This is a genomic window from Streptomyces sp. NPDC087787, from assembly GCF_044743035.1.
In the GTDB taxonomy this organism is placed as follows: Bacteria; Actinomycetota; Actinomycetes; order Streptomycetales; family Streptomycetaceae; genus Streptomyces.
The window spans coordinates 14508-40114 of record NZ_JBIUVQ010000013.1 but is presented as its reverse complement, the minus strand read 5'-3'; the positions used below and the strand labels follow the sequence as shown (position 1 = coordinate 40114).

At 72.2% G+C, this 25607-nt stretch carries 23 protein-coding genes; 11 read left to right on the top strand and 12 right to left on the bottom strand.

The features are described 5' to 3' along the window. Positions 1–11 precede the first annotated feature (11 nt). A complete protein-coding gene (locus tag ACIOWN_RS21120; protein ID WP_401983095.1) occupies positions 12–1061 on the top strand; it encodes a DMT family transporter in 1050 nt (349 codons plus the stop codon). A 332-nt stretch (positions 1062–1393) separates the two neighbouring features. Here the strand turns inward: ACIOWN_RS21120 and ACIOWN_RS21115 are convergent, their stop codons facing one another. Beyond that, positions 1394–2725, bottom strand: a complete 1332-nt coding sequence (locus ACIOWN_RS21115) for an aminotransferase class I/II-fold pyridoxal phosphate-dependent enzyme (RefSeq protein WP_401983094.1) — start codon at positions 2723–2725, stop codon at positions 1394–1396. Between the two features lie 36 nt (positions 2726–2761). Between ACIOWN_RS21115 and ACIOWN_RS21110 the strand changes: the two genes are divergently transcribed. After that, positions 2762–3445 carry a pyridoxamine 5'-phosphate oxidase family protein gene (locus ACIOWN_RS21110; RefSeq protein WP_362352516.1) on the top strand — a complete coding sequence of 228 codons (684 nt, stop codon included), beginning with the start codon at positions 2762–2764 and terminating at the stop codon, positions 3443–3445. 117 nt (positions 3446–3562) lie between these two features. Here ACIOWN_RS21110 and ACIOWN_RS21105 read toward each other — a convergent pair whose 3' ends face one another. The 4 genes from ACIOWN_RS21105 to ACIOWN_RS21090 all read right to left on the bottom strand — a co-directional run bounded on the left by ACIOWN_RS21105 (position 3563) and on the right by ACIOWN_RS21090 (position 7210). Then, the gene (locus ACIOWN_RS21105; RefSeq protein WP_401983093.1) at positions 3563–4513 is read right to left on the bottom strand and encodes a DMT family transporter; all 951 of its coding nucleotides are present in this window, start codon (positions 4511–4513) and stop codon (positions 3563–3565) included. Between the two features lie 181 nt (positions 4514–4694). Continuing rightward, positions 4695–5699: an EamA family transporter gene (locus tag ACIOWN_RS21100; RefSeq protein WP_362352511.1), complete on the bottom strand. Its 1005-nt coding sequence runs from the start codon at positions 5697–5699 to the stop codon at positions 4695–4697. A 106-nt stretch (positions 5700–5805) separates the two neighbouring features. After that, on the bottom strand, positions 5806–6405 hold the full coding sequence (locus ACIOWN_RS21095) for a peptidase (RefSeq protein ID WP_401983092.1): 600 nt from the start codon (positions 6403–6405) through the stop codon (positions 5806–5808). A gap of 190 nt (positions 6406–6595) precedes the next feature. Then, on the bottom strand, positions 6596–7210 hold the full coding sequence (locus ACIOWN_RS21090; RefSeq protein WP_362352507.1) for a PadR family transcriptional regulator: 615 nt from the start codon (positions 7208–7210) through the stop codon (positions 6596–6598). A gap of 162 nt (positions 7211–7372) precedes the next feature. On the opposite strand from ACIOWN_RS21090, the gene ACIOWN_RS21085 reads away from it, so the two are divergent. Next, positions 7373–8182 carry a PhzF family phenazine biosynthesis protein gene (locus ACIOWN_RS21085; RefSeq protein WP_362352504.1) on the top strand — a complete coding sequence of 270 codons (810 nt, stop codon included), beginning with the start codon at positions 7373–7375 and terminating at the stop codon, positions 8180–8182. Positions 8183–8240: 58 nt separating this feature from the next. On the opposite strand, the gene ACIOWN_RS21080 is transcribed toward ACIOWN_RS21085, so the two are convergent. Then, a complete protein-coding gene (locus tag ACIOWN_RS21080) occupies positions 8241–9038 on the bottom strand; it encodes a CPBP family intramembrane glutamic endopeptidase (protein ID WP_401983162.1) in 798 nt (265 codons plus the stop codon). 241 nt (positions 9039–9279) lie between these two features. Next, positions 9280–10797 carry a glutamate--cysteine ligase gene (locus ACIOWN_RS21075; RefSeq protein ID WP_401983091.1) on the bottom strand — a complete coding sequence of 506 codons (1518 nt, stop codon included), beginning with the start codon at positions 10795–10797 and terminating at the stop codon, positions 9280–9282. Between the two features lie 561 nt (positions 10798–11358). Between ACIOWN_RS21075 and ACIOWN_RS21070 the strand changes: the two genes are divergently transcribed. Both ACIOWN_RS21070 and ACIOWN_RS21065 read left to right on the top strand, forming a co-directional pair. Beyond that, positions 11359–11943, top strand: coding sequence for a hypothetical protein (locus ACIOWN_RS21070; RefSeq protein ID WP_401983090.1), 585 nt, complete (start codon positions 11359–11361; stop codon positions 11941–11943). Positions 11944–12335: 392 nt separating this feature from the next. Continuing rightward, positions 12336–12542 (top strand): DUF5999 family protein, encoded by a 207-nt coding sequence (locus ACIOWN_RS21065; protein ID WP_281155090.1) that lies wholly within the window; start codon positions 12336–12338, stop codon positions 12540–12542. A gap of 164 nt (positions 12543–12706) precedes the next feature. Here the strand turns inward: ACIOWN_RS21065 and ACIOWN_RS21060 are convergent, their stop codons facing one another. From ACIOWN_RS21060 to kdpF, 5 genes are read right to left on the bottom strand one after another with little or no spacing between them, the layout of a single operon-like run. Next, a complete protein-coding gene (locus ACIOWN_RS21060) occupies positions 12707–14251 on the bottom strand; it encodes a glycoside hydrolase family 43 protein (protein WP_362352859.1) in 1545 nt (514 codons plus the stop codon). A 59-nt stretch (positions 14252–14310) separates the two neighbouring features. Further along, positions 14311–14943 carry a potassium-transporting ATPase subunit KdpC gene (kdpC, locus tag ACIOWN_RS21055; RefSeq protein ID WP_401983089.1) on the bottom strand — a complete coding sequence of 211 codons (633 nt, stop codon included), beginning with the start codon at positions 14941–14943 and terminating at the stop codon, positions 14311–14313. Between the two features lie 5 nt (positions 14944–14948). Further along, the gene (kdpB, locus tag ACIOWN_RS21050) at positions 14949–17072 is read right to left on the bottom strand and encodes a potassium-transporting ATPase subunit KdpB (RefSeq protein ID WP_362352493.1); all 2124 of its coding nucleotides are present in this window, start codon (positions 17070–17072) and stop codon (positions 14949–14951) included. Then, the gene (gene kdpA / locus ACIOWN_RS21045) at positions 17072–18733 is read right to left on the bottom strand and encodes a potassium-transporting ATPase subunit KdpA (RefSeq protein WP_362352490.1); all 1662 of its coding nucleotides are present in this window, start codon (positions 18731–18733) and stop codon (positions 17072–17074) included. Before kdpA ends, kdpB begins: the two co-directional genes overlap by 1 nt. A gap of 8 nt (positions 18734–18741) precedes the next feature. Beyond that, the gene (gene kdpF / locus ACIOWN_RS21040; RefSeq protein ID WP_016434100.1) at positions 18742–18831 is read right to left on the bottom strand and encodes a K(+)-transporting ATPase subunit F; all 90 of its coding nucleotides are present in this window, start codon (positions 18829–18831) and stop codon (positions 18742–18744) included. 316 nt (positions 18832–19147) lie between these two features. Between kdpF and ACIOWN_RS21035 the strand changes: the two genes are divergently transcribed. From ACIOWN_RS21035 to ACIOWN_RS21010, 6 genes are all read left to right on the top strand, one after another. Then, on the top strand, positions 19148–19705 hold the full coding sequence (locus ACIOWN_RS21035) for a hypothetical protein (RefSeq protein ID WP_362352488.1): 558 nt from the start codon (positions 19148–19150) through the stop codon (positions 19703–19705). A 255-nt stretch (positions 19706–19960) separates the two neighbouring features. Further along, positions 19961–21910, top strand: coding sequence for an amino acid transporter (locus ACIOWN_RS21030; RefSeq protein ID WP_362352485.1), 1950 nt, complete (start codon positions 19961–19963; stop codon positions 21908–21910). A gap of 115 nt (positions 21911–22025) precedes the next feature. Beyond that, entirely contained in the window at positions 22026–22421 is a 396-nt protein-coding gene (locus tag ACIOWN_RS21025) for a helix-turn-helix transcriptional regulator (RefSeq protein WP_362352482.1), read from the top strand. A gap of 380 nt (positions 22422–22801) precedes the next feature. Beyond that, on the top strand, positions 22802–23626 hold the full coding sequence (gene modA / locus ACIOWN_RS21020; RefSeq protein WP_362352479.1) for a molybdate ABC transporter substrate-binding protein: 825 nt from the start codon (positions 22802–22804) through the stop codon (positions 23624–23626). Next, positions 23623–24465 (top strand): molybdate ABC transporter permease subunit, encoded by an 843-nt coding sequence (gene modB / locus ACIOWN_RS21015; protein WP_401983088.1) that lies wholly within the window; start codon positions 23623–23625, stop codon positions 24463–24465. The genes modA and modB overlap by 4 nt, the downstream gene beginning before the upstream one ends. A 46-nt stretch (positions 24466–24511) precedes the next feature. Further along, positions 24512–25603 carry an ABC transporter ATP-binding protein gene (locus ACIOWN_RS21010; RefSeq protein WP_362352476.1) on the top strand — a complete coding sequence of 364 codons (1092 nt, stop codon included), beginning with the start codon at positions 24512–24514 and terminating at the stop codon, positions 25601–25603. Positions 25604–25607: the final 4 nt, after the last annotated feature.

Below are 25607 nucleotides of genomic sequence, written 5' to 3'. Positions count from 1 at the left end.
ATGGTACGACCATGAGCAGCACCTCGTCGGCCTCCCCGCAGGCCCCGCAGTCCCCGCCCGGCCCGGTGGGACCGGCCCGCCGCCCCGTGCACTGGCGGGTCCGTTTCGCTTTCCTGTCGCTGGTCTGGGGCTTCAGCTTCCTGTTCATGAAGGTGGGCACGAACGGCTTCGCCCCCTTCCAAGTGACCCTCGGGCGACTGGTGTTCGGCACGGCGGTGCTCGCGGTGGCGATGGCGGTGAAGCGGGAGCGGCTGCCGCGCGGCGGACGCACCTGGGGGCATCTGGCGGTCGCGGCGTTCTTCCTCAACGCGCTGCCGTTCTCGCTCTTCGCGTACTCGGAGCTGACGATCCCCTCCACCCTCGCCGGGATCTGCAACGCGACCTCGCCACTGTGGGGCATGGCGCTGTCCCTCGTCGCCCTCTCCGAGGACCGCCCGACGCGGCTCCGGGTCGCGGGCCTCGGGCTGGGCTTCCTCGGTGTGCTGACGGTGCTCGGCGCCTGGCAGGGCTTCCACGGACTGGACGCGGGCGGCACGGCGATGGCGCTGCTGGCCTCGCTGAGCTACCCGGTCGGCTGGATCTACGTCCGCCGCACCCTGGCGGGTTCCACCGAGTCCCACCTGTCGCTGACCGGCGGGCAGTTGCTGCTGGCCACGGCGCAACTGGCCGTCGTCACACCGCTGTTCACCAGCGCTCCGGACCATCTGCCTGTCATGCCGCTGCTCGCGATCGCCGCCCTGGGCGCCCTGGGCACCGGCTTCGCGATGCTCGTCCAGTACGGGCTGGTCGCGGAGGTCGGGCCGACGACGGCCCAGATGGTCACGTACTTCGTCCCGGTGATCGCCACCGCTGCCGGCGTCGCCGTGCTCGGCGAGACCCTCACCTGGTCGACCCCGGTCGGCGCGGTGATCGTCCTGGCGGGCGCGGCGCTGACACAGGCCCGCCCGAAGAGCGGCGGCACCTCGGCCCGGCCCGGCACACCCCGGCCGGACCAGGCACCCGCCCCCGTCCCGACGACTCCCGAGTCACCCTCCCGCCCGGAGCCGGCCACGACAGCCTAGGGTCCGCAAGAGGAGTGGTCGCCTCGGATCCGGGCGTGGGACCCGGAGGGCCGGACGAGGATCCGCCGCCGAGCCGAGAAGGGCGACGCCCGGCTCCGTCGCAGAAGCACGAAGGCCCGACGCCCGGCCCCACCGCAGGACCGCGAAGGCCCGACGCCCCCGTGCTCCCTAGTGCTGTGACCGGAAAGGTTTGCCGGAAAGCTCGCGGCGTCCGGTGCGGTGCATCGCAAGGCGGAGCATCGCCCGTGTACTGGATGTACTCGGGTGATGCGACAACGCGGCGAGGTGCCGTGCCGGGCGTCGCGAGCCGGTGAACCTTTCCGGTCGCAGCACTAGACGTAACTCCGCGCGGGCGCCGGGCGCAGGGCCGTCGCCACCGCGTCCGCGAGCCGCTCGGTCTCCTCGTCCCGCAGGGTGGAGACCGTGATCCGGACGGCGGGCGGGGCGGCGAGCCGGTAGCGGGCGCCGGGGGCGACGGCCCAGCCGGCGTGCAGCAGGCTCGCGACGACGCCGGTCTCGTCCGGCACGGGCACCCACACGTTCATGCCGCTGCGCCCGTGGGCCGCAATGCCGCGGTCGGCCAGCGCGCCGGTCAGCAGGTCGCGGCGCCGCCGGTAGGCCGCGGCCACCACGTGCGAGTCCAGGGCGTCGTCCGTCCACAGCCGCACCACGGCGCGCTGGAGCAGGCGGCTCACCCACCCGGGCCCGAGGCGCTGCCGGCCGCGCGTCCGGTCGACCGTGGTCCCGTCCCCGGTGAGCACGGCGAGCCGCAGGTCGGGGCCGTACGCCTTGGCGACCGAGCGCAGGAGGGCCCAGTGCCGGGTGGCGCCGGCGAGCGGATGCAGGGGCAGGTCCACGATGCCGTGGCCGTGGTCGTCCTCGATCAGCAGCGTCTCCGGATGCTCCCGGAGGACGGCCCGCAGGGCACGCGCGCGCGTGGCGCTCACCGCGGCGCCGGTCGGATTCTGCGCCCGGGCCGTGACGATCAGCGCGCGGGCACCGTCCGCGAGGGCACGGCGGACGTCGTCGGCGCGCGGGCCCTCGTCGTCGACACCCACCGGCGCCGTGCGCAGTCCCAGCGCCGGGACGAGGTCGAGGGTGCGGCCCCATCCGGGGTCCTCGACGGCGACGGTGTCACCGGGCTTGAGGTGGGCGGCGAGGACGCGCTCCACCCCGTCCAGCGAACCGGACAGGACGGCGAGCGGACCGTCCGGCACCCCGTCGGCGTCCAGCGCGGCACGGGCCATGCGGGCCAGCTCCGGCTCCACGGCCACGTCCCCGTAGAGCACCGGCTCACGGTCGCCCAGCGCGGCGGCCGCCGCGAACGCGGGTGCCAACGGCGGCAGCAGCGCCGGGTCCGGGTTGCCGCTCGACATGTCGCGCACACCCTCGGGCACGTCCACGCGGACGCTGTCCCGTCCGGTCGTGGCGGGTGCGGGCCGCACCCGGCTGCCGCGGCGCCCGGCGGTCTCGATGACCCCGCGCTCGCGCAGGGTGCGGTACGCGGCGGCGACGGTATTGGGGTTCACCCCGAGCTCGACGGCCAACTCCCGCATGGGCGGCAGTGGTTGGCCCGGTTCCAGGTCTCCCGAGCCCACCGCGCGCTCGACGCTCGCCGCGATCTCTGCTGCGCGCCGCCCCTCGATCCGGTATTCTCCTAGCACAAAGCAGATTATGCACTAGTGCAATGGAGAGCACAAATGGGGGAGACCCAGCCGCCGGCGTCGCCGTCCGCCGCCTACGCCCCGACCGACCGGACCGTTCCCACCCGCTCCGCCGACCGGGCGTCGTACGACAAGGAATTGGTGCACGCGATACTCGACGAGGGCTACGTCTGCCACCTCGGTTTCGTCCGCGACGGCGCGCCCGTGGTGCTGCCGACGCTGTACGCCCGGGTCGGCGAGCGGCTCTACGTGCACGGTTCGACGGGCTCGCGCCCGCTGCGGATGGCCGGCAGGACCGACCCCGGGCTGCCGGTCTGCCTGACGGTCACCCATGTCGACGGCCTGGTCCTGGCCCGCTCCGCCTTCCACCACTCGATCAACTACCGTTCCGTGGTGGTGCACGGCACCGCCCACCAGGTCACCGACCCCGAGGAGAAGCGCGCCGCGCTGGACGCGCTGGTCGACCACGTGGTGCCGGGCCGCTCCGCCGACTCCCGCCCCGCCAACACCAAGGAACTGGCCGCGACCGCCGCGCTCCGCCTCGACCTGGACGAGGTCTCCGCCAAGCTGCGCACCGGCGGCGTGAACGACGAGCCCGAGGACCTCTCCCTCCCGCACTGGGCCGGCGTGATCCCTGTCGACAGGCAGTACGGCGCCCCGCTCCCGGCCCCCGACCTGACTCCCGGTACGGAGCTTCCCGGCTATCTCACGGCGCTGTGACGCCGGTTCACGCGTGAGACGCGTCCGCAATCCCGGAGGCGGCCGGGCGGACCCGCCCCGATGGCGACCCGGCGGGGCCCTCCCGGTGGCGGGTCCGCGACGCGGGGCCCTCCGGTGTCAGACGAGGGCCGGTGCCTTCGCCGGCGTCCGTGCTCCCCGCGCCTCCGTCAGGGCGAGGCCCGCGACCGAGCCGAGCATCAGGGCGGTGCCGAGGAGGGTGGCCGGCGTCAGGTGTTCGCCGAGCAGGGCGACGGCCAGCACCGCCGCCGCGACCGGCTCGACGAGCATGATCACCGAGACCGTGGCCGACCGCACGACGGCCGCGCCCGCGAAGTAGAGGGCGTAGGCCAGGGCCGTGGGCACCGAGGCGATGTACGCCAGCAGCCACAGCACCTGTGCGGGGTCGCCGGTGTGCGGCACCAGCCCTTCCCGCAGCGCGAACGGCAGCAGGCACAGGCTGGTGACCGCGAACGCGCCGAGGGTCGAGCCGGAGTGGCCGGCTCCGCCGTCGCGGCCCCACCAGCGCGTCAGCAGCGTCATCGCGCAGTAGCCGGCCGCCGAGATCAGGGCCGGCAGCACGCCCCAGGGCCGTACGGCGGCACCGCCGCTGCCCAGCATCAGCACCCCGAGACCGGCCAGCGCCCCGGCCACGGCGGCGAGGCCGGCCCGGCCGAGCCGTTCGCCCATCGTCAGCCGGGCGCCGAGCGCGATGAGGACGGGCCCGGCACCGAGGGTCACGACGGTCGCCACCGCCAGTCCGGTGGCCGCCACGGCGGCGAAGTACGCCGTTTGGAACACTGCGAGACCGACGCCGGTGGCACCTGCCCGCATGAGCCGGCGGACGGGCGGCACGGGCTCGGCCGGCCGCACGCGCGGCCGCAGCAGGCGCGCGGCCAGCAGCAGGACGAAGCCGATGGCACAGCGCCAGAAGGACAGGGTGACCGGCCCGATGTCACTGGTCCGGTAGACCAGCGAGGCCGCGGCGCCGGCGGTGCCCCAGGCGGCACCGGCGACGATCAGGTAGAGCAGGCCGCGCCCGACGGGCAGGCCGGGAGAAGCATGGGACATGATTCGTCTCCGCAGAGGCGCAGAAGTTCGGGAGGCAGGACCCCGTCGGCCGGGGTCGTGCGGACTTCCTCTGCGGGCAGCACCGTTCGGCCCGGCTCACCAGCCGGGCGCGCTCACCGGAGGCCCGCCTCAGGCGGCCGGAGGCGGAAGAACGAGTGCGTCCGAATGCATGATCCGCACTCTAGGCGGCCGTTCCCCGGGCCGACAACTCCCTTTCCGCCCCGCCGCTCGCCACCGGGTCCGCCGAGCCCTTCGACGGTGCGGAGGACTGCGCGATGAACGCGCCCAGCAGGACGACCGCGCCACCGACGACCTGCGGGGCCGAGAGGCGCTCGCCGAGCAGCACCCAGGCCAGCACGGTCGCGATGACCGCCTCCAGGCAGGCCACCACCCCGGCGACCTGCGGCGAGAGCCGCCGTACGGAGAGCACCCCGGTCACGTAGGCGAGGACCGTGGCGACCAGCACCACCCACAGCAGCAGGGCGATGGCCGGGACGGACGTGCCGTTCATGTCCGCGCCGTGCGCGAGCACCGACCAGTCCATGCTCCAGGGACGCGCGACGACGGTCAGGACCGCGGCGCCGATCAGCAGCCCGTAGGCGATGACGCCGAGCGGGTTCGGGGCCTCGTCGCCCGCGTCTCCGCCCTGGTCGGAGAGCACGAAGTAGCCGACCTGGCAGCAGGCCGCGCCGAGCGCGAGCAACAGTCCGAGGACGTCGAAGCTCAGGCCGGACCACACCTCGACGACACAGGCGAGTCCGCCCGCCGCGAGGATCACGCCGAAGGCGGCGGCCCGGGTGACCGGCCGGCGCTGCACGAACCGGACCCAGCCGAGCACCAGGGCGGGCGCCAGGTACTCGATGAGCAGGGCGACCCCGACGGGGATCCGGGAGAGCGCGGCGAAGTAGCAGGCCTGGACGCCGGCGACGGCGAGCAGGCCGAACCCGGCGAGCAGGGCGGGGCGGGTGCGCAGCAGCGCGCGGTGGCGCACGGCGAGCGGCAGCATGACCAGGGCCGCGCCGGTGGCGCGCAGCCACACCACGTGCAGCGGGTCGAGCCCCGCCTCGATCAGCGGTTTGGCCGCGACGCCGGAGCCGCCGAAGGCGACCGCGGACACGAGCGCGAGACCGAGCCCGACCCCCTTGCCGGAACGGCACTGACTGATCTGAGACGTACGCACCGGCACATGATGACAGGCGATGACATGACCGTCACCTTCGATGGCACCTGTCTCATCGCCTGGACGGCAACATCACCGGGCACACCGGGCGAAAGACCTGGAACCGCGCGTCTCAGCGGGCGGGCCCGCCGTCCGTCGCGTACTCCCCCGGACACTCCTTGGCATCGTTGTCCAGCCGCGCGGCCAGCTCCCGCGCATCGATCGCGGCGCCGGTGAGCACCTCGACGGCGCGCGCCCGCGGGTCCGCGACGATCCCCGCCAGCAGGTCCACGCCGCGCGCCAGGCCGTCGCCGCGCCGGGCGGCGCGCTCGCAGGCGTGTTCCAGGGCGGCGGAGGCCGTCGGCGAGAGGCCGCCGGCCTCCGTCACCACGGGCAGGGCGCCCGAGTCCTCGACCGCGCCATGCCAGCGCAGGCCGTATCCGATGCTGCGCTGCACCAGATAGCCGAGCAGCCGGGCGATCCGCGGTCCGCCGTCGAACACGGCACGCACCTCGGGGTCGGATTCCAGGAGCGTGTGCAGCAGGTGGGCGGTGTCGGTCTGCCGGTCCCCGTCCCGGACCGCCCTCCTGCGGGCACCGGCGACCACCGCCGCCAGTTCGGCACTGAGCCGGGCGTCGTCGTCCGGACGGACGGCGTCCTGCCCGAAGGGCGGCTGCCGGGGAACACTGGATTGCACATCGTCCAGCTCACCAGCCTCTCCCGCTCCGGTCATCCCCGGCGGGGAGCATTTCGGCGTCCCACGGAAAGTGGACCCGAGGGGATGAAATCTCCTCCTTACGGATGAGATCAGGACGCATCCCCACAGCGGCTCCCCGGGGAGCGCACGGACACGCGGGACCCGGTCACCCCCCGATACGGAGGGCTCCCGGGTCCCGTTGCCGACCACCGGTCCTCGTCGGCGGTCAGTCCTCGTCCGCGAGGATGAGGTACAGCTTCTTGCGGGCCTCGTTGATGACACCGAGCGCCTTGTCGCGCTGCTCCTTGCTCCCGGTCTTCCACACCTGGCCGAAGGCCTCCATCAGGCCGAAGCCGGCCTGCCGGATCTCACCGAGGGCCTCCCAGTCGACACCGCGCGAGGCCTCCTCCCAGGGCGCGTCCGGCCCCTCGTCGGCCGCGGCACGGCCCGCCTCGGTGAGCGAGAACAGCTTCTTGCCGCCCTCGCTCTCGCTGACGATCAGGCCCTCGTCCTCCAGCAGTTGGAGAGTGGGGTAGACCGAGCCGGGGCTGGGCTTCCACGCGCCGCCGCTGCGCTCGGCGATCTCCTGGATCATCTCGTAACCGTGCATGGGCCGGTCCTTCAGCAGGGCCAGGATCGAGGCCCGTACGTCACCGCGCCGGGCCCGGCCACGCGGTCCGCCGCGCCCTCGCCCACCCCAGTGCCCCGGGCCGAAACCAGGACCGAACCCCGGCCCGCCCGGGCCGAAGGGCCCGAAGGCCGCCCGGCGCTCCTCGAAGCCGCCGCGGTCACGCCGAGCTCCGCCCTGCCGGTGCCCGTGCTCGTATCCGTGGGTACGCATCGCAACCACTCCATTCCATCGACGATCCGTCGCGATGCTTCAACGATATATCGGGACAGTTCGTTTGGCCAGCCCCTCCGAACTGCGGCGTTCCCTGTCCCGAGGCCGCCGGCCCCGGATTGGCCTTGGTCCGCCGTTCACCGGAGGCCGTACGGTCGGGGCATGCGAATCCGAATCGTCGACGCGTTCACCGACCGCCCCTTCGCCGGCAACCCCGCGGGGGTGCTGCTGCTGGATGCCTTTCCCGGTGACGACTGGCTTCAGAAGGTGGCGCTGGAGGTCAACCACGCCGAGACGGCGTTCGCCCACCGGCTGCCCGAGGGCGGCGAGGCCGACTGGGCACTGCGCTGGTTCACGCCCGCCACCGAGGTCGCGATGTGCGGTCACGCCACCCTGGCCACCGCCCATGTCCTGCGCACGACGGGTGCCCACGAGGGACCGGTGCGCTTCGCCACCCGCAGCGGAGTGCTCATCGCGAGCCCGGCCGGCGACGGCGCGATCACCCTGGACTTCCCGACCGCCCCGCTCACCGAGGTCGACGTCCCCGACGGGGTCGCCGGGGCCCTCGGCGCCGAACCCCGCACCGCCTACGACACCGGAGTGAATGTCGGCGACCTGATCGTGGAGCTGGCCGACGAGAAGACCGTGCGCGGCCTCGCCCCCGACCACAAGGCCCTCGCCGCCTACTCGGCGCGCGGCATCATCGCCACCGCCCGGGCCGAGGACCCCTCCCGGGGCTACGACTTCGTCTCCCGCTGCTTCTTCCCCAACGTCGGCATCGACGAGGACCCGGTCACCGGCAGCGCCCACACGGCCCTGGCCCCCTACTGGTCCGAACGCCTCGGCCGTACCGGTCTCACCGGACTCCAGGCCTCCGCCCGCTCCGGCCTCGTACGCACGGAACTACGCGGTGACCGCACCCTTCTCACCGGCCACGCCGTCACCGTCATCGAGGGCGACCTGCTCGTCTAGGAATGCGGAGGGGGCGTACGACCGTGTCGTACGCCCCCTGGCAATCTCCCCCGGCCGCTCACGCCGTCGGCAGCCAGCCCACCTTTCCGGCCAGCAGGGCGTAGCCCACGAACGCGCCGATGTCGAGCAGGGAGTGCGCCACGACGAGCGGGCCGATCCGGCCCCACCGCCGGTACAGCCAGACGAAGACCACGCCCATCACCAGGTTGCCGACGAAGCCTCCGATGCCCTGGTAGAGGTGGTACGAGCCGCGCAGTACGGAACTGGCCACCAGCGCGGTCCCCGGGGTCCAGCCCAACTGCCCGAGCCGGCGCAGCAGATAGCCGACGACGATGACCTCTTCGAGGACGGCGTTCTGCAGCGCGGACAGGATCAGCACCGGGAACTTCCACCACACGGCGGGCAAGGCCTCGGGCACCACGGTGAGGTTGAAGCCGAACGCGCGGGCGGCCAGGTAGAAGGCGATCCCGGTGCTGCCGATCACCGCCGCGACCAGTGCCCCGCGGCCGAGGTCCGGCCGGCGGCGGGTGCGGTCGAAGCCGAGTGTGCGCAGGCTGCGCCCCTCGCGCAGCAGGAAATGGGCGACGAGGGCCACGGGGATCAGGGCGGTGGCGATCCCGAACAACTGCCAGGCGAGGTCGAGCCAGGGGCGGCCCGGGGCGGCGGAGGCGTTGAGGGTGGTGGCCTGGTCCTTGAGCCCACCGGGCTTGGTGACCGAACCGACGAAGCTGATCAGCGCGGACACCCCGCTCGCCCCGAGCGAGAGCCCGAGAACGAGCAGTGTCTCGTCGCGCAGGATCCGCCGCGACGGCCGCTCCTGTGGTTGCGAGTCGCCCACCGGCTGTGACTCCGCCAGCACACCTGCCTCCAGTTCGGTCGTCCCGCCACGGGGCACGCCACCCCGCCGCACGGGTACGGCCGGATGCCGGCACGGGTGCGCACGCGCGGCGCCACCGTCGTGGGACGTCACAGCTTGCCCGATCCCTTCCGCGCGGGCACGAGTGCCCCCCGCCTACGGCGAGGCGGCACGGCAGGCCGGGTCCCTCCGCCGATCCCCGGCACAGGGGATCCGCGGTCGCCGCGGGACGGGCCCTGCCCTAGCCTGCCGGAACCGGTTCGGGCAGGCCGATCGGCCAGGTGTGGGCCGGCTCGCCGAGCTTTGTCAGCTCGCGGTAGCGCCGGGTGGTGGCGGCCAGGGCGGCCTCCCGGTCCAGCCCCTGCTCCAGGGCCCGGTGGAAGGTGGCGGCCTGCCACTCCGCGCCGTTGGTCCGGCGCCGGCACCGCTCCTCGATCACGCCCAGGTACAGGTCCCGGTCGGCGCGCTCCACGCCCCAGGCGCTCAGTCCGGCCTCGGCGAGCGGGAGCAGTTCGTCGCGGACGAGCGTGACGGCGTCGACCTCGGCGGTGCCGGAGTGGCGCCCGCGCCGGGGCCAGGTGAACCGGGCGTCGATGCCGTGCCGGCAGGCGGCGTCGAAGTTGGCGGCCGCGGCCTCGAAGGGCAGCCGGGTCCACACCGGCCGGGACTCCTCGGCAAGGGCGCGCACGAGCCCGTAGTAGAAGGCCGCGTTGGCGATCACGTCGGTGACCGTGGGTCCGGCGGGCAGCACCCGGTTCTCCACGCGCAGGTGCGGCACTCCGTCCGCGACGTCGTAGACGGGGCGGTTCCAGCGGTAGATGGTGCCGTTGTGCAGGACCAGCTCGGCCAGCTTGGGCACGCCGCCCGCGTCCAGCACGTCGAGGGGGTCCTCGCCGTCGCAGATCGGCAGCAGGGCCGGGAAGTAACGCAGGTTCTCCTCGAAGAGGTCGTACGCCGAGGAGATCCACCGTTCGCCGAACCAGGTGCGCGGCCGCACGCCCTGGGCCTGGAGCTCGGGCGGGCGGGTGTCGGTGGACTGCTGGAACAGCGGCGGCCGCGACTCCCGCCACAGCTCGCGCCCGAAGAGGAACGGCGAGTTGGCGCCGACGGCTATCTGCGCGGCGCAGGCCGCCTGAGCCGCGTTCCACACGTCCGCGAAGCGGCCCGGGGTGACCTGGAGGTGCAGTTGCACGGAGGTGCAGGCGGCTTCGGGCGCGATGGACTTCGAGGTGCAGGTGAGATGCTCCACGCCGTCGATGTCGAGGGTGAACTCCTCTCCCCGGGCCGCCACGATCTGATCGTTCAGCAGCACGTAACGGTCGACGTCGGAGAGATTGGAGGAGACCAGGTCGTCCCGGCCGAGGGTGGGCAGAATGCCGATCATCGCTATTCCGGCGTCCACCTCGCCGGCTTTTCGGTCGGCATATGCCAGTGACGTCCGCAGCTCCTCGGCGAGCTGGTCGAATACCCGGTCGCCCAAGCGGTGTGGGGCGATGTTGACTTCCAGATTGAACATGGCGAGTTCTGTTTGGAAGTCACGACTCGCGATGCGCTCGAGAACTTGCGCATTCAGCATTTTCGGCATGCCGTCGGGGCCGACGAGATTCAATTCGATCTCCAGCCCCATGAGGTTCTTCGGCCGGTCGAACCTCCTCTCCTCCAGCAACCGCTCCAGCCCGGTCAGGCACCGCCGCAGTTTTTCGCGGTAGCGGTTGCGGTCCGACAGGTCCAGCTGGCCGGCGACGACCTTCTCCCCCATCGCAGCGTCCCTCCTCGCAGGGCGGGCCGAAGATCCGGCCGCCGGGGTCCCGGTCAGTGGTCAGGTTGGATGATGCCCCGCCAACGCGATCGATAACGTCCCGCCACCGCCTTGCACCGACTACTCTGGCCCGTGTGACCGGAGGCACATTCACGGGGCATGCGGCAACCAGCAGATGCGGGTACCCCATGAAACTCGTGAAAAACGCCGACAAGATCAGGCCGACCGCCATGCGGGCACAACCCGAGGTCATCGCGATACGGCTCACGCGGAGCAGGGATGATTCCCGATTGACTCCGACCGAATAGGCTCTTGCCGTTCACATCGAAAACAGCTAGGCGAAACACCACCTGAACATTTGTCGTATAAACTCTGCTCCACGGCAGAAGTTGGCACCCACAGCCCTGAACCCTGTCAGGAGCCCGTGAGGCAGGCCACGCCCCACACCCCTCGCTCACCTGAGCCCGGCCCCAGCCTCCTCCTGCCCTGAGAGCTGACAACGCCGTCCGCACCCAGCCCGCCCTCGCGCCACCGTGCCTGTCGAATGAGAGGCGACCCACCATGCCGCTGCATGTCCCCCCGGCTCCCGCGCCCGCCCTGCGCTCCGTTCTCACGGCACTCGATTCCCCCACCGCGGTCCGCGAGGCCGGATCCCCCGCGCTTCGCTCCGCCCAGGAACCAGTGACCCCCGAGCTTCCCCTGCCGGTGCACGTCCTGGACCGGATCACCCCCGAGGGCATCACCGCGACCAGGCTGGCCGGGTGGCGCTTCCTCATCCGCTGCGGCGACCACGCGGTGGCCGCGGCCGAGACCGTGCTGACCCCCGACGGCTGGACCTTCTCGCACTTCTTCGAGGGCCCCTACGTCACCTCCACCGAGCGCGCGCTGCGCCAGGCGGAGGCCCTGGGCCAGCCCTACCAGCCGCGTCTGCTGTCCATACCCAGCCTGTACATGCTCACCTTGTGGCTGCACGGCGACCTCTCCGACGACGGCACCACCGGCCACCCGGCCGCCACCGACCTGCTCGTGCCGCTCGCGCCGGCCCCGCCCGGTATCGCGGCCCACCTTCCGCACCGGGTCGCCGACCTGCTCCCGGTCCTCACCCACCGGGCGACTCCGATCCGGCTCATGGGCTCCCCCGCCTGACCTTCCGCCCGCCGATCGGCGTCGTACCCCGCTGCCGGAGATCCCCGGCGGCGGGGTACGACGCCGTTTCAGCCATCCGGCCGCACATGCGCTGGTGGCGGGCTGAACCCGCTCGCACGACCGCGTTCGCGACCGGGGGTCCTATCGGACTAGCCCCATCCGGCCAGTGCGAACCATCCCAAGAGGCGGTGCGCCCGGGGTGAACCGCTCGTGCGTGTGATGCGTCTCCAACCGGTGAGAAGCGGTGCTGCGAAATCCCTGCGGAATCAGGCCCGTGGGGGAACACTGGTTTCGGACCGACTCGACGGGGGGCGGCCATGGAGAACACCATCAGCCGCGGGACACGCACGACAGCCGACAGCGATCACACGACAGAGCGAAAGATCCCCTCAATGTGCCAGCACCAGCCACCGTGCCCGTCAGCCGACTCCGCCGACCGGGAATCCGCCCGTCTCGTGGCGCACCACCCGGAGCAGGGCTGGAGCCTGCTGTGCAACGGCGTCCTGTTCTTCGAGGACACCGGTGAGCTCCTGCCGGACGGCCAGATCATCGCCCCGCACCGCCCGCTGGGCGCCGACCGGGTGGTGACCGCCGCCTAGCACCACCGGGCGGATCCTCTGGACCGCCCGCGGATCACCAGGGGCCGGCGCGCACCCGCGCGAACCGGCCCCGACGCGTGTCCGGGCACGGCCACTCCCGGTGTCCGCGCCGTGACACGGTCGCCGTCCGGGAGCGCACCGTCACCAACCGCGCACGACGCCGGTCAACTCCCGGCAGCACGGCGCGGGTGCCGCGGCCGGTAGTCGAACCAGTCGAAGGCGGCGTTGCCCTCGGTGGCGTACATGCCGATCACCCGCCCGGTGAAGCCGGCCGCGACCTGGGTGGACAGGTAGCGCCCGTCGAGTTCGGCCAGCGCCCGCGTGCCCTCCGGGCCCTCGATCGAGAACGCGATCACGTCCGGGCCGGCCGCTCGTACCCCGGTCGCCGCCGCGGCGCCGGTCGCCGACCGGTCCGGGACCGTGACCGTGGGCGGGGGCACGTCGTCCGTGCGGATGTCCACGACGAGGGTGAGCGGGCCGGGCGGCACCGGATACTCCGCGATCCGCTGCCGCAGCGGCCCGATCCGGGCGACCACGCCCACCACTCCGCCGCCGATCTCCACGTCGTAGTGGTGCGCCTCGTCCAGCCGGACGGACAGGCCGGCCCGGCCGGAGACCGCCTCGACACGCGCCGCCACCCGGCAGTCCGGATGCTGCTGCCGGCGTCCCACGAAGGTGTGGCCGGGCCGGTCGAGGCTGTCGCCGGTCGCGTGGAGGGTCAGCCGGCCAGGATGTTCGCTCAGCGACCAGGAGCCGTCCGGCCTGCTGCGCGGGGAGATCCAGACCGGCGCCAGCGACGCCGCGTCGAAGTCGTCCCGCTCGGGCTGCGGCGGCAGGGGGTGCCAGGCCGCGGGCGCCGGATGCCGCTCGCGCACCGGGCCGACCCGCGGCCAGCCGTCCACCCACTCCACCGGGGTCAGGAAGGTCTCCCGGCCGAGCACGTGGAACTCCGGGAACCAGCCACCGGGCCGGGTGCCGAGCAGCACCATCCACCAGGTGCCGTCGGCCGCCTGCACCAGGTCGGCGTGGCCCGTGCACTGGACGGGCAGGTCGGTGCCGCGGTGGGAGAGGACCGGGTTGTCCGGCGCGGGCTCCCAGGGCCCGCGCGGGGAGCGGGCGCGGGCGATCGAGACGCCGTGGCCGTGCCCGGTGCCGCCCTCGGCCAGCAGGAGGTACCACCAGGCACCGATCCGGTACAGGTGCGGCGCCTCCGGATGCTGAAGCCCCGTACCCGACCACGCGGGCAGCGGACCCTCCAGGACCTTGCCGGTCACCGGGTCGATCCGGGCCACCGACACCCCCGCGACGGCGCACCAGCAGGAGCCGTCCTCGTCCCAGGCGAGGTCGGGGTCGATCCCGGGCAGGTCGATCCAGACCGGGTCCGACCAGGGTCCCCGAGGATCCTCGGCGCTGACCAGGAAGGTGCCCCCGGCCGCGACATTGGTGGTGATCACGTGGAAGCGGCCGTCGTGGTGGCGGATGGTCGGGGCGTAGATGCCGGCGGACGCCGGGAGGCCGTCCGGCAGCTCCAGCTGGCCCGGCCGGTCCAGCACGTTGCCGATCTGCCGCCAGTGCACCAGGTCGCGGCTGTGGAACAGCGGGACCCCTGGGAAGTACTCGAAGCTGGAGCACACCAGGTAGTGGTCCTCGCCGACCCGGCACACGCTGGGATCGGGGTGGAAGCCTCCGATGACGGGGTTCTCGTACATCCGCACGGCCGCACTGTAGGTGCGGCTCCGGAAGCGGACAAGAGGACGCGGACGCAATGTCAGTGACTTGTGGTCAGCTCCCTGAGGGCGACGTTGAGTTGGAGGACGTTCACCCGCGGCTCGCCGATGAAGCCGAGGGTGCGGCTCTCGGTGTGCTCCCGCACCAGGTGCTCGACCCGCGCGACGGGCAGGTGGTTGCGTTCCGCCACCCGGTGCGCCTGGAGCAGCGCGTAGGCCGGGGAGATGTCCGGGTCCAGGCCCGAACCCGAGGAGGTCACGGCGTCGGCCGGAACCTGGGAGGGCTTCACCTGGTAGTCGGACGTGGAGTTGACCCTGACGACCTGGGCCCGTGCCCGCTCGACCGCCTGGACGAGCTTCGGGTTGTCCGCGGCGAGGTTGGTGGCGCCGGAGACGAGCAGCTTGTACTGCGTGTTCACGGTGTTCGCGCTCAGCCCGGCGGCCGGGCGCGGCTGGAAGCAGTCGAGGCCGTAGTGCTGTTGCCCGATCAGGGAGGAGCCCACGACCCTGCCGCTCTCCCTGACCTCCGAGCCGTTCGCCCGGTGCCCGAGAAAGGCCTGGGCCACGCCCGTGACGACAAGCGGGTAGACGACACCGGTGAGCAGGGTCAGCGCGAGCAGCGCCCGCAGGCCCGCCGCCAGTTGACGGCCGGTGTTCACAAGGGACTGGTTCATGTGCGTCAGCCGATCCCGGGAATAAGGGAGATGAGCAGGTCGATGAGCTTGATGCCGACGAAGGGCGCGATCAGCCCGCCGAGGCCGTAGACGGCGAGGTTGCGGCGGAGCATCCGGTCCGCGCTCGTCGGCCGGTAGCGCACACCCCGCAGGGCGAGCGGCACCAGCGCGATGATGACCAGCGCGTTGAAGACGACCGCGGACAGGATCGCCGAGTCGGGCGAGGACAGCCGCATGATGTTCAGCTTGTCCAGGCCCGGATAGACCGCGGCGAACAGGGCCGGGATGATCGCGAAGTACTTTGCCACGTCGTTGGCGATGGAGAACGTCGTGAGCGCGCCGCGGGTGATCAGGAGCTGCTTGCCGATCTCGACGATCTCGATCAGCTTGGTCGGGTCGGAGTCGAGGTCGACCATGTTGCCGGCCTCCTTGGCGGCCGACGTACCGGTGTTCATGGCCACACCGACGTCGGCCTGGGCCAGCGCGGGCGCGTCGTTGGTGCCGTCACCGGTCATCGCGACCAGCTTGCCGCCGCTCTGCTCGCGCCTGATCAGCGCCATCTTGTCCTCGGGCGTGGCCTCGGCGAGGAAGTCGTCGACACCGGCCTCGTCCGCGATCACCCGGGCGGTCAGCGGGTTGTCGCCCGTGATCATGACGGTCTTGATGCCCATCCGGCGCAGTTCGGCGAAGCGTTCGCGCATACCGTCCTTGACCACGTCCTTGAGGTGGATGACGCCCAGGACCCGGGCGCCGTCCTGGTCCTCGGCGGCGACCAGCAGCGGTGTGCCGCCGGCCGCGGAGATCTCCTTCGAGAGGCGGTCGGTGTCCTCGGCGATCCGCCCGTCCCGCTCCTGGACCCAGGCGATGACGGAGCCCGTCGCGCCCTTGCGGATCCTGCGGCCGTCCACGTCCACGCCGGACATCCGGGTCTGGGCGGTGAACGCGATCCACTCGGCCCCGGCGAGCTCGCCCTGGTGCCGCTCGCGCAGCCCGTACCTCTCCTTGGCCAGCACCACCACGGAACGGCCCTCGGGGGTCTCGTCGGCCAACGAGGAGAGCTGGGCGGCGTCCGCCAGTTCGGCGGCGGTGGTACCGCGCACGGGGACGAACTCCGAGGCCCGGCGGTTGCCGAGGGTGATGGTGCCGGTCTTGTCCAGCAGCAGCGTGGACACGTCGCCGGCGGCCTCCACCGCCCGCCCCGACATCGCCAGCACGTTGCGCTGGACCAGCCGGTCCATGCCGGCGATGCCGATGGCCGACAGCAGGGCGCCGATCGTCGTCGGGATGAGGCAGACCAGCAGTGCGACGAGCACGACCATGGTCAGGTGCGTGCCCGCGTGGTCGGCGAACGGCGGCAGTGTGGCGCAGGCGAGGAGGAAGACGATCGTCAGCGAGGCGAGCAGGATGTTCAGCGCGATCTCGTTGGGCGTCTTCTGCCGTGCGGCGCCCTCGACGAGGCCGATCATCCGGTCGATGAAGGTCTCGCCCGGCTTGGTGGTGATCTTGACGACGATACGGTCGGACAGGACCTTGGTCCCGCCGGTCACGGCGGACCGGTCGCCGCCGGACTCACGGATCACCGGCGCCGACTCCCCGGTGATGGCGGACTCGTCGACCGAGGCGACGCCTTCGACGACGTCCCCGTCGCCGGGGATGACGTCGCCCGCCTCGCACACGACGAGGTCGCCGACGTGCAGCTCGGTGCCGGGGACCTCGGTACCGTCCACCCGGTGCGCGACCGTGTCGGTCTTGGCCCGGCGCAGGGTCTCCGCCTGTGCCTTGCCCCGGCCCTCGGCGACCGCCTCCGCGAGGTTGGCGAAGACGACGGTCAGCCACAGCCAGGCGCTGATCGCCCAGCCGAACCAGTCGCCCGGCCGGGTGAGGGAGAAGGCGGTGGTCAGCAGCGAGCCGATCCACACCACGAACATCACCGGTGACTTGACCATCACCCGCGGATCGAGCTTGCGGAGGGCGTCGGGCAGCGACCTGACCAGTTGCCGGGCGTCGAAGAGACCGGCACCGACCCGGCTCCTGCCGGACGGGTGCCCGGTGGGCACGTCGCTGTGGGGTGCCCGGGCCCTGGTGAGTGCGGACATGGAGTCCTCGTGGTTCTGTGTGGAGGTGGTCATCACGCCAGCCCCTCGGCGAGCGGGCCCAGGGCGAGGGCCGGGAAGTACGTCAGACCGACGACGATCAGGACGGCGCCCACCAACATGCCGGTGAACAGCGGCTTCTCGGTGCGCAGGGTGCCCGCGGTGACCGGCACCGGCTGCTGAGCGCCCAGGGAGCCGGCCAGGGCGAGGACGAACACCATCGGCAGGAAGCGGCCGAGCAGCATGGCCAGCCCGGTCGTGGTGTTGAACCAGTCGGTGTTCGCGTTCAGGCCGGCGAAGGCGGAGCCGTTGTTGTTCGCGGCCGAGGTGTAGGCGTAGAGCACTTCGGAGAACCCGTGCGCGCCGGGGTTGAGCGCCGAGTGCGGCGGGGTCGGCAGGGCCATCGACAAGGCGCTGAACACCAGCACCAGCGCCGGGGTGATCAGGATGTAGACGGCGGCCAGCTTGATCTCCCGGGAGCCGATCTTCTTGCCCAGGTACTCGGGGGTACGCCCGACCATCAGACCGGCGATGAAGACCGCGATGACGGCCATGATCAGGATGCCGTACAGGCCCGAGCCGACACCGCCGGGCGCGATCTCGCCGAGCATCATGCCGAGCATCGCGATCCCGCCGCCGAACCCGGTGAGCGAGGAGTGCGCGGCGTCGACGGCGCCGGTCGAGGTGAGCGTGGTCGACGCCGCGAAGATCGAGGAGGCGCCGATGCCGAAACGGACCTCCTTGCCCTCCATCGCGCCGCCCGCGATCCGCAGCGCGCCCTCGTGGTGGGCGAACTCGGTCCACATCAGCAGGGCGACGAAGGCGAGCCAGATGGTGGCCATCGCCGCGAGGATCGCGTAGCCCTGCCGGACCGAGCCGACCATGACGCCGAACGTCCGGGTCAGCGCGAAGGGGATGACCAGGATCAGGAAGATCTCGAAGAGGTTGGAGAACGGGGTCGGGTTCTCGAAGGGGTGGGCACTGTTGGCGTTGAAGTAGCCGCCGCCGTTGGTACCCAGTTCCTTGATGGCCTCCTGGGACGCCACCGCCCCGCCGTTCCACTGCTGTGCGCCGCCGAAGAACTGGCCGACCTCGTGGATCCCGGAGAAGTTCTGGATCACCCCGCAGGCCACCAGCACGATCGCGGCGACCGCGGCCAGCGGGAGGAGGACGCGCACGGTCCCGCGCACCAGATCGGCCCAGAAGTTGCCCAGTTCACCGGTGCGGGACCTGGCGAAGCCGCGGACCAGGGCGACGGCCACGGCCATGCCGACGGCCGCCGAGGCGAAGTTCTGCACGGCGAGACCGGCGGTCTGCACGACGTGGCCCATGGTCTGCTCGCCGGCGTAGGACTGCCAGTCGGTGTTGGTGACGAAGGACGCGGCGGTGTTGAAGGCCTGGGCGGGGGCGACGGAGCGGAAGCCGAGCGAGAGCGGCAGCACGCCCTGGATCCGCTGGAGCAGGTAGAGGAGGAGGACACCGGCCAGGGAGAAGGCCAGCACGGCGCGGATGTACGCGGGCCAGCGCATCTCCGCGTCCGGATCGGCGCCGGTGGCCCGGTAGATCCATCTCTCGAGCCGCAGGTGGCGCTGCCCGCGGTAGACGCCGGCCATGCAGGTGCCGAGCGGAACGTAGGCGAGTGCCAGTGCGGCCATGAGAGCGAGCAGCTGGAGCACTCCGGCGAGTACGGGACTCATGGCGCGGCTCAGAACCTCTCCGGGAAGATCAGGGCGAGGACGAGATAGCCCAGCAGGGCGACGGCCACGACCAGGCCGACGATGTTCTCGGCGGTCACAGCTTCGTCACCCCCTTGACGGCGAGGGCCACGAGCGCGAACACCGCGACCGTGACGACGACGAAGGCCACATCGGCCATCGCGAACTCCTGGAGTGAGGACGAACGGACATCGACGATTCGAGGAAACGACCTCCTCTGCCCGATTCCGAGCGCTGTTGACGGCTCCCATACGGCGGCACACCCACCCTTGACGGCCCCCTGACGACGCGCCACCCGGCCGCGGCGGCGGGGTGGCGTCAGGAACCGGTCCGGCCGCGTCAGGGGCGTGTCAAGGGCGGGTGCCGAAGCGCTCCGGGGGGCCTAACGTCGGACACATGGGACTCCGCGACGACGAGCGAGCCGGCACCGACCCGGTGCCGCGGGAACCCGGCCGCACGGCCCGGACCCATCCGTGGGCGCGGGAACTGCGGACCTCGGTCTGCTGCTCCGTGGCACTGCTCGCCCTGCTGTTCCTGATCGACTGGGGCACGGGCAGCCTCACCTGGTGGCGCGGCGTGCTCTGGTTCACGCTCGCGGTGCTGCTCTTCGTGGTGCTGTGTCCGCCGCGCGTCCGCGCCGGCCGGGGCTGGATCGCCTCCCGGTCGCTGCTGCGCAGCCGCCTGGTCCGTACCGACCTGCTGGTGTCGGTGCGCGCGGTCGACGGTGTCTGCCGCCGGCTGGTGCTGCGGGACTCCCTCGGCGGGCGGGTGGAGCTGGATCCCGAGGTCCTGGTGGACCACCCCGACGTCTGGTACCGCCTCGACGAGGACGCCCGGCACTGTGTGGCCGCGGGCAGGCTCCGGTGCGGGACGGACGAGCTGCGCGACATCTCCGAGCAGGTCGACCGGGAGACCGCGCTGGCGGTGTTCCGGGTCTCGGGACTGGAGTCATGACGCTGGGTGTTCGCCGCCGGGTCGGCTGCCGTCACTCCCCCGGACGGCCCAATGCGCGGTAAAACCTGCGTGTCCGCTGGTCGTGAGGTGATATCGGGATCGCCACGCCCGCCCTTGCCGAAAGGTTGACGCCCGCTCACCCGGGTACTCGTGAGCCCTTGCGTTACTCTCCGCATACGCTGGTGACCCGTCCGCATGACGGCCCGGTCCGTTACGGCCGGTCCGCACGCGAGCCACACCTCAGGAGCAGGGGCAATGGCGACCACCGAGCACCCTCCCAGTCGTCTGCGCGCCTGGATGCTGGAGGGCCTGTCCGACATGGGCAAGGGCATCCAGCAGGCCCCGCACGCCCTGCCGGAGCCCCCGCACAAGGGGCAGCGGTGGTGGAGGGTGATGTGCCTGACCGGCGTGGACTACTTCTCGACGCTCGGCTACCAGCCGGGCATCGCGGCGCTCGCGGCCGGGCTCCTGTCGCCGATCGCCACCCTCGTGCTGGTCCTGGTCACCCTCGCGGGCGCCCTGCCGGTGTATCGCAGGGTGGCGTCGGAGAGCCCGCACGGCGCGGGCTCGATCGCCATGCTGGAGCGGCTGCTGTCGTTCTGGCAGGGCAAGCTGTTCGTGCTGGCCCTGCTCGGCTTCGCCGCCACCGACTTCCTGATCACCATGACGCTGTCGGCCGCGGACGCCTCGACCCACCTGGTGGAGAACCCGCATCTGACGTCCGCGCTGCACAGCCACCAGATGCTGATCACGCTCCTGCTCATCGCGCTGCTCGGCGCGGTCTTCCTCAAGGGCTTCGTGGAGGCGATCGGCGTCGCCTTCGTCCTGGTCGGGGTCTATCTCGCGCTGAACGCCGTGGTGGTGACCGTCGGTCTGTGGCACGTCCTCACCGCCGGCCATGTGGTCAGCGACTGGACCAGCGCGCTGACCGCCCAGCACGGCAACGTCTTCCTCATGGTCGGCGTGGCCCTGCTCGTCTTCCCCAAACTCGCGCTCGGCCTGTCCGGCTTCGAGACCGGCGTCGCCGTCATGCCGCACGTGCGGGGCGACCCGGACGACACCGAGGAGCGGCCCACCGGCCGGATCCGGGACACCAGGAAGCTGCTCACCACGGCCGCGCTGATCATGAGCTGCTTCCTGATCGCCACCAGCTTCATCACCACGCTGTTGATCCCGGCGCCGGAGTTCAAGGCCGGCGGCCAGGCCAACGGCCGTGCCCTGGCCTATCTGGCGCACGAGTACCTCGGCAACACCTTCGGCACGGTCTACGACGTCTCGACCATCCTGATCCTGTGGTTCGCGGGCGCCTCCGCGATGGCCGGGCTGCTCAACCTGATGCCGCGGTACCTGCCCCGCTACGGGATGGCCCCGCACTGGGCGCGGGCGGTCCGCCCGATGGTCCTCGTGTTCACCCTGATCGGCTTCCTGGTCACCTGGATCTTCGACGCCAACGTCGACAAGCAGGGCGGCGCGTACGCCACGGGCGTGCTCGTGCTGATCAGCTCCGCGGCCATCGCGGTGACCATCGCCGCCCGCAGGGCCGGCCAGCACAAGTGGACCATCGCGTTCGGGGTCATCTCGGCCGTGTTCCTCTACACGACCGTCGTCAACATCATCGAGCGTCCCGACGGTGTGAAGATCGGCGCCTGCTTCATCACCGGGATCGTCCTGGTCTCGCTGCTGTCCCGGCTCGCCCGTTCGTTCGAGCTGCGGGTGACGAGCGTGACGCTGGACGGCATGGCGGAGCGGTTCGTCAGGGACATCGCCAGCCGCAAGATCCGGTTCATCGCCAAGGAACCGGAGCGGCAGGACAAGGCCGAGTACCGCGACAAGATCGAGCAGATCCGCAGCGACAGCGACATCCCGCCCACGGAGGACTTCGTCTTCGTCGAGGTGACGGTCACCGACCCCTCGGAGTTCGAGGCCGGACTGACCGTGCGCGGGGAGGTCAGGCACGACCGCTACCGGGTGCTGGCCATGGAGTCCGCGTCCGTCCCGAACGCCCTGGCCGCGCTCCTCCTCCACGTCCGGGAGATGACCGCCCGCACCCCGCACATCTACTTCGAGTGGACCGAGGGCAACCCGTTCGCCAACTTCCTGCGCTTCTTCCTCTTCGGCCAGGGCGAGGTCGCGCCGGTCACGCGCGAGGTGCTGCGCGAGGCGGAGCCGGACCGTGCCAAGCGCCCGCGGGTGCACACCGGCTGAACCGCGCCGGGCGAAGACGGGCGTACACCGGCCGGCCTCCACCGGCTGAGCCGCGCCCGCGAACGGCCCACCCCCAGGTCAGCCTCACACCACCTGCGGCTCTATCGTGACCGGCATGCAGTCCTACACGATCGGGCAGGCGGCCCGGCTGCTCGGCGTCAGCCCGGACACCGCGCGCCGCTGGGCGGACGCCGGCCGGATGGCCACCCACCGCGACGACAGCGGACGCCGGCTCATCGACGGCCGCGACCTCGCCGCGTTCTCGGTCGAACTGGCCCGGAGCGGCGGCGGCGAGGAGGGCCCCTCGTACACGTCGGTCCGCAACGCCTTCGCCGGCATCGTGACCGCCATCAAGCTCGGCGACGTCGCCGCCCAGGTGGAGATCCAGGCCGGCCCGCACCGGCTCGTCTCCCTGCTGACCCGGGAGGCCGTGGAGGAACTGGGCCTGGAGGTCGGCATGGAGGCCACCGCCCGTGTGAAGTCGACGAACGTGCACATCGACCGGGCATGAGCGAACCGGCTCACACCCGGTCACGCGCGCGATAGCCGCCGTCCACGCGGATCGCCCCTACGCCGCTGACGTACCGCGCGCCGCAACGGTCCCGCGTCAGGACCGACTGGGGGCCGGCGCCGTCGGGGCCGGGCGGGCGAGGTCGCCGGTCAGGTCGAGCTCCGCGAGCGTCACGGGCGCCACCTCCTGAGCGTCCGTACCCGACCGGCCGCACCGCACAAACGCACATGCGAGGCATGTCGCGCGCAGCACCGGCTCATGCGATGCGACAGGGGCCTTACACCTGGCAATTGCGGCAGTATGATCGCTTCACGGCCATCGAACGGTCGTGGCAGGGCGCGACGGCTTCTTCCGTGCAGAGCCAGAGGAGTAGAACCGTGATGACCCGTTCCACGCGACGGACCAGGATGCTGCGGTCGGGAGTGGCGGGGGCCGCGGCGTTGCTCGTCCTCGGCGCCTGCTCCTCCTCGTCCTCCGACGGTTCGTCCGCGGCCGGATCCGACACGTCGGCGTCCGCCGCGCCGAAGCTGTCCGGCACCGTGACCGTCTTCGCCGCCGCCTCGCTGAAGGAGAGCTTCACCGCGCTCGGCAAGCAGTTCGAGCAGCAGCATCCGGGCACCAAGGTCAGCTTCAACTTCGGCGGCAGCGACAGCCTCGCCGCGAGCATCACCTCCGGTGCCCCCGCCGACGTGTTCGCCGCCGCCAGTCCCAGGACCATGGCGATCGTGACCGACAAGAACGACGCGGACGGAACACCGGTCACCTTCGTCCGCAACCAGCTGGAGATCGCGACCGCCCCGGGCAACCCGGACAGGATCTCCTCGCTGAAGGACCTCACCAGGTCCGGCCTGAAGGTCGTCCTGTGCGACAGGACCGTGCCCTGCGGCTCCGCCGCCCAGAAGGTGCTGGAGGCGAGCAACCTCAAGCTGACCCCGGTCTCCTACGAGCAGGACGTCAAGGGCGCCCTGACGAAGGTCGAGCTGAAGGAGGCCGACGCCGCCCTCGTCTACAAGACCGATGTGAAGGCCGCCGCCGACCGGGTCCGGGGCGTGGAGTTCCCGGAGTCGGCCGAGGCCGTCAACGACTACCCGATCGCCCTGCTCAAGAACGCGCCGAACGCCGCCGCGGCCAAGGCGTTCATCGAGCTGGTGACGTCGGCCGACGGCCAGAAGGTCCTGGCCGGGGCCGGGTTCCTGAAGCCGTGACCGGGATCGACGAGGCCCGCGTCGCGCCCCGGAAGAGCGGGTCGCGGCGCGGCCGCGCGCTCGGTGGCGCGCCGCTGCCTCTGCTTGTCCCCGCCCTGGTCGGCCTGGCCTTCCTGCTGCTGCCGCTGCTCGCGCTGCTGATCCGGGCGCCCTGGCGCAGCCTGCCGGACCAGCTGACCAGCGCCGAGGTGTGGCAGGCGCTCCAGTTGTCCCTGGTCAGCGCCACCGCCGCCACCGCCGTGAGCCTGGTGCTCGGCGTTCCGCTGGCCTGGCTGCTGGCCCGTACGGACTTCCCCGGACGCGGATTCGTCCGGGCCCTGGTCACGCTGCCGCTCGTGCTGCCGCCGGTCGTGGGCGGTGTGGCCCTGCTGCTGGCCCTGGGGCGCAACGGCGTCGTCGGGCAGTGGCTGGACTCCTGGTTCGGGATCACACTGCCGTTCACCACGGCCGGGGTGGTGGTCGCGGAGGCGTTCGTGGCCATGCCGTTCCTCGTGATCAGCGTCGAGGGCACACTGCGGGCCGCCGACCCGCGCTACGAGGAGGCGGCCACCACGCTGGGCGCCTCACGCTTCACCGCGTTCCGCCGGGTCACCCTGCCGCTGATCGCGCCGGGCATCGCCGCGGGTGCCGTGCTCGCCTGGGCGCGGGCGCTCGGCGAGTTCGGCGCGACGATCACCTTCGCCGGCAACTTTCCCGGCCGTACGCAGACCATGCCGCTGGCCGTCTACCTGGCCCTGCAGAACGATCCGGCGGCGGCGATCTCCCTGAGCCTGGTGCTGCTCGCGGTGTCGATCACCGTACTGGCGGGTCTGCGGGACCGTTGGATGACGGCCTCGTGATGACGCCGCCGCTCCCGGCCCACCCCGTATCCAGGACGTTCATCTCATGACCGACATCGACCGGACTCCGGCCGGCGTGCGTGCCGGGGGCGCGAGGGGCGAGGGCCTGGACGCCCGCCTCGTCGTCGAGCGCGGCGCCTTCCGCCTCGACGTCGCGCTCACCGCCGCCCCGGGCGACGTGGTGGCGCTGCTCGGCCCGAACGGCGCCGGGAAGACGACGGCGCTGCGCGCCCTGGCGGGCCTGGTGCCGCTCACCGGCGGCCATCTGCGGCTGGACGGCGCCGGGCTGGACCGCACGCCGCCCGAGTCACGCCCGGTCGGTGTGGTCTTCCAGGACTACCTGCTGTTCCCGCACCTGTCGGCCCTGGACAACGTGGCCTTCGGGCCGCGCTGCCGGGGCGCGTCCAAGGCCGAGGCCCGCGCGCACGCCTCGCGGTGGCTGGACCGGATGGGACTGGCCGGCCACGCCGGGGCCAAGCCCCGCCGTCTCTCCGGCGGCCAGGCACAGCGCGTGGCCCTGGCCCGCGCCCTGGCCACCGGGCCCCGGCTGCTGCTGCTCGACGAACCGCTCGCCGCGCTCGACGCCCGCACCCGCTTGGAGGTCCGCGCCCAGCTCCGCCGGCACCTCGCCGAGTTCGAGGCCGTCGCCGTCCTGGTCACCCATGACCCGCTGGACGCGATGGTGCTGGCCGACCGGCTGGTCGTCGTCGAGCACGGCCGTGTCGTCCAGGAGGGCACCCCGCCGGAGATCGCCCGCCGTCCGCGCACCGACTACGTCGCACAACTGGTGGGCCTGAACCTCTACCGCGGTGAGGCGGAGGGCCACACCGTCCGTCTGGCGTCCGGGCCCGCCGTCTCCATCATGGAGACGCTGTCGGGAGCGGTCTTCGTGGCTTTCCCGCCGAGTGCGGTCACTCTCCACCGGGACCGCCCCTCGGGCTCCAGCGCGCGCAACCTGTGGCAGTGCGAGGTCGCCGGCCTGGAGACCCACGGCGACCAGATCCGCGCCGACCTGACCGGCGGACTCGCCCTCACCGCGGACCTGACCACGGTCGCGGCCGCCGAACTGGATCTGCACCCGGGCGCGACGGTCTGGGCGACCGTCAAGGCGACGCAGACCCACGCCTACCCGGCTTGAGGCA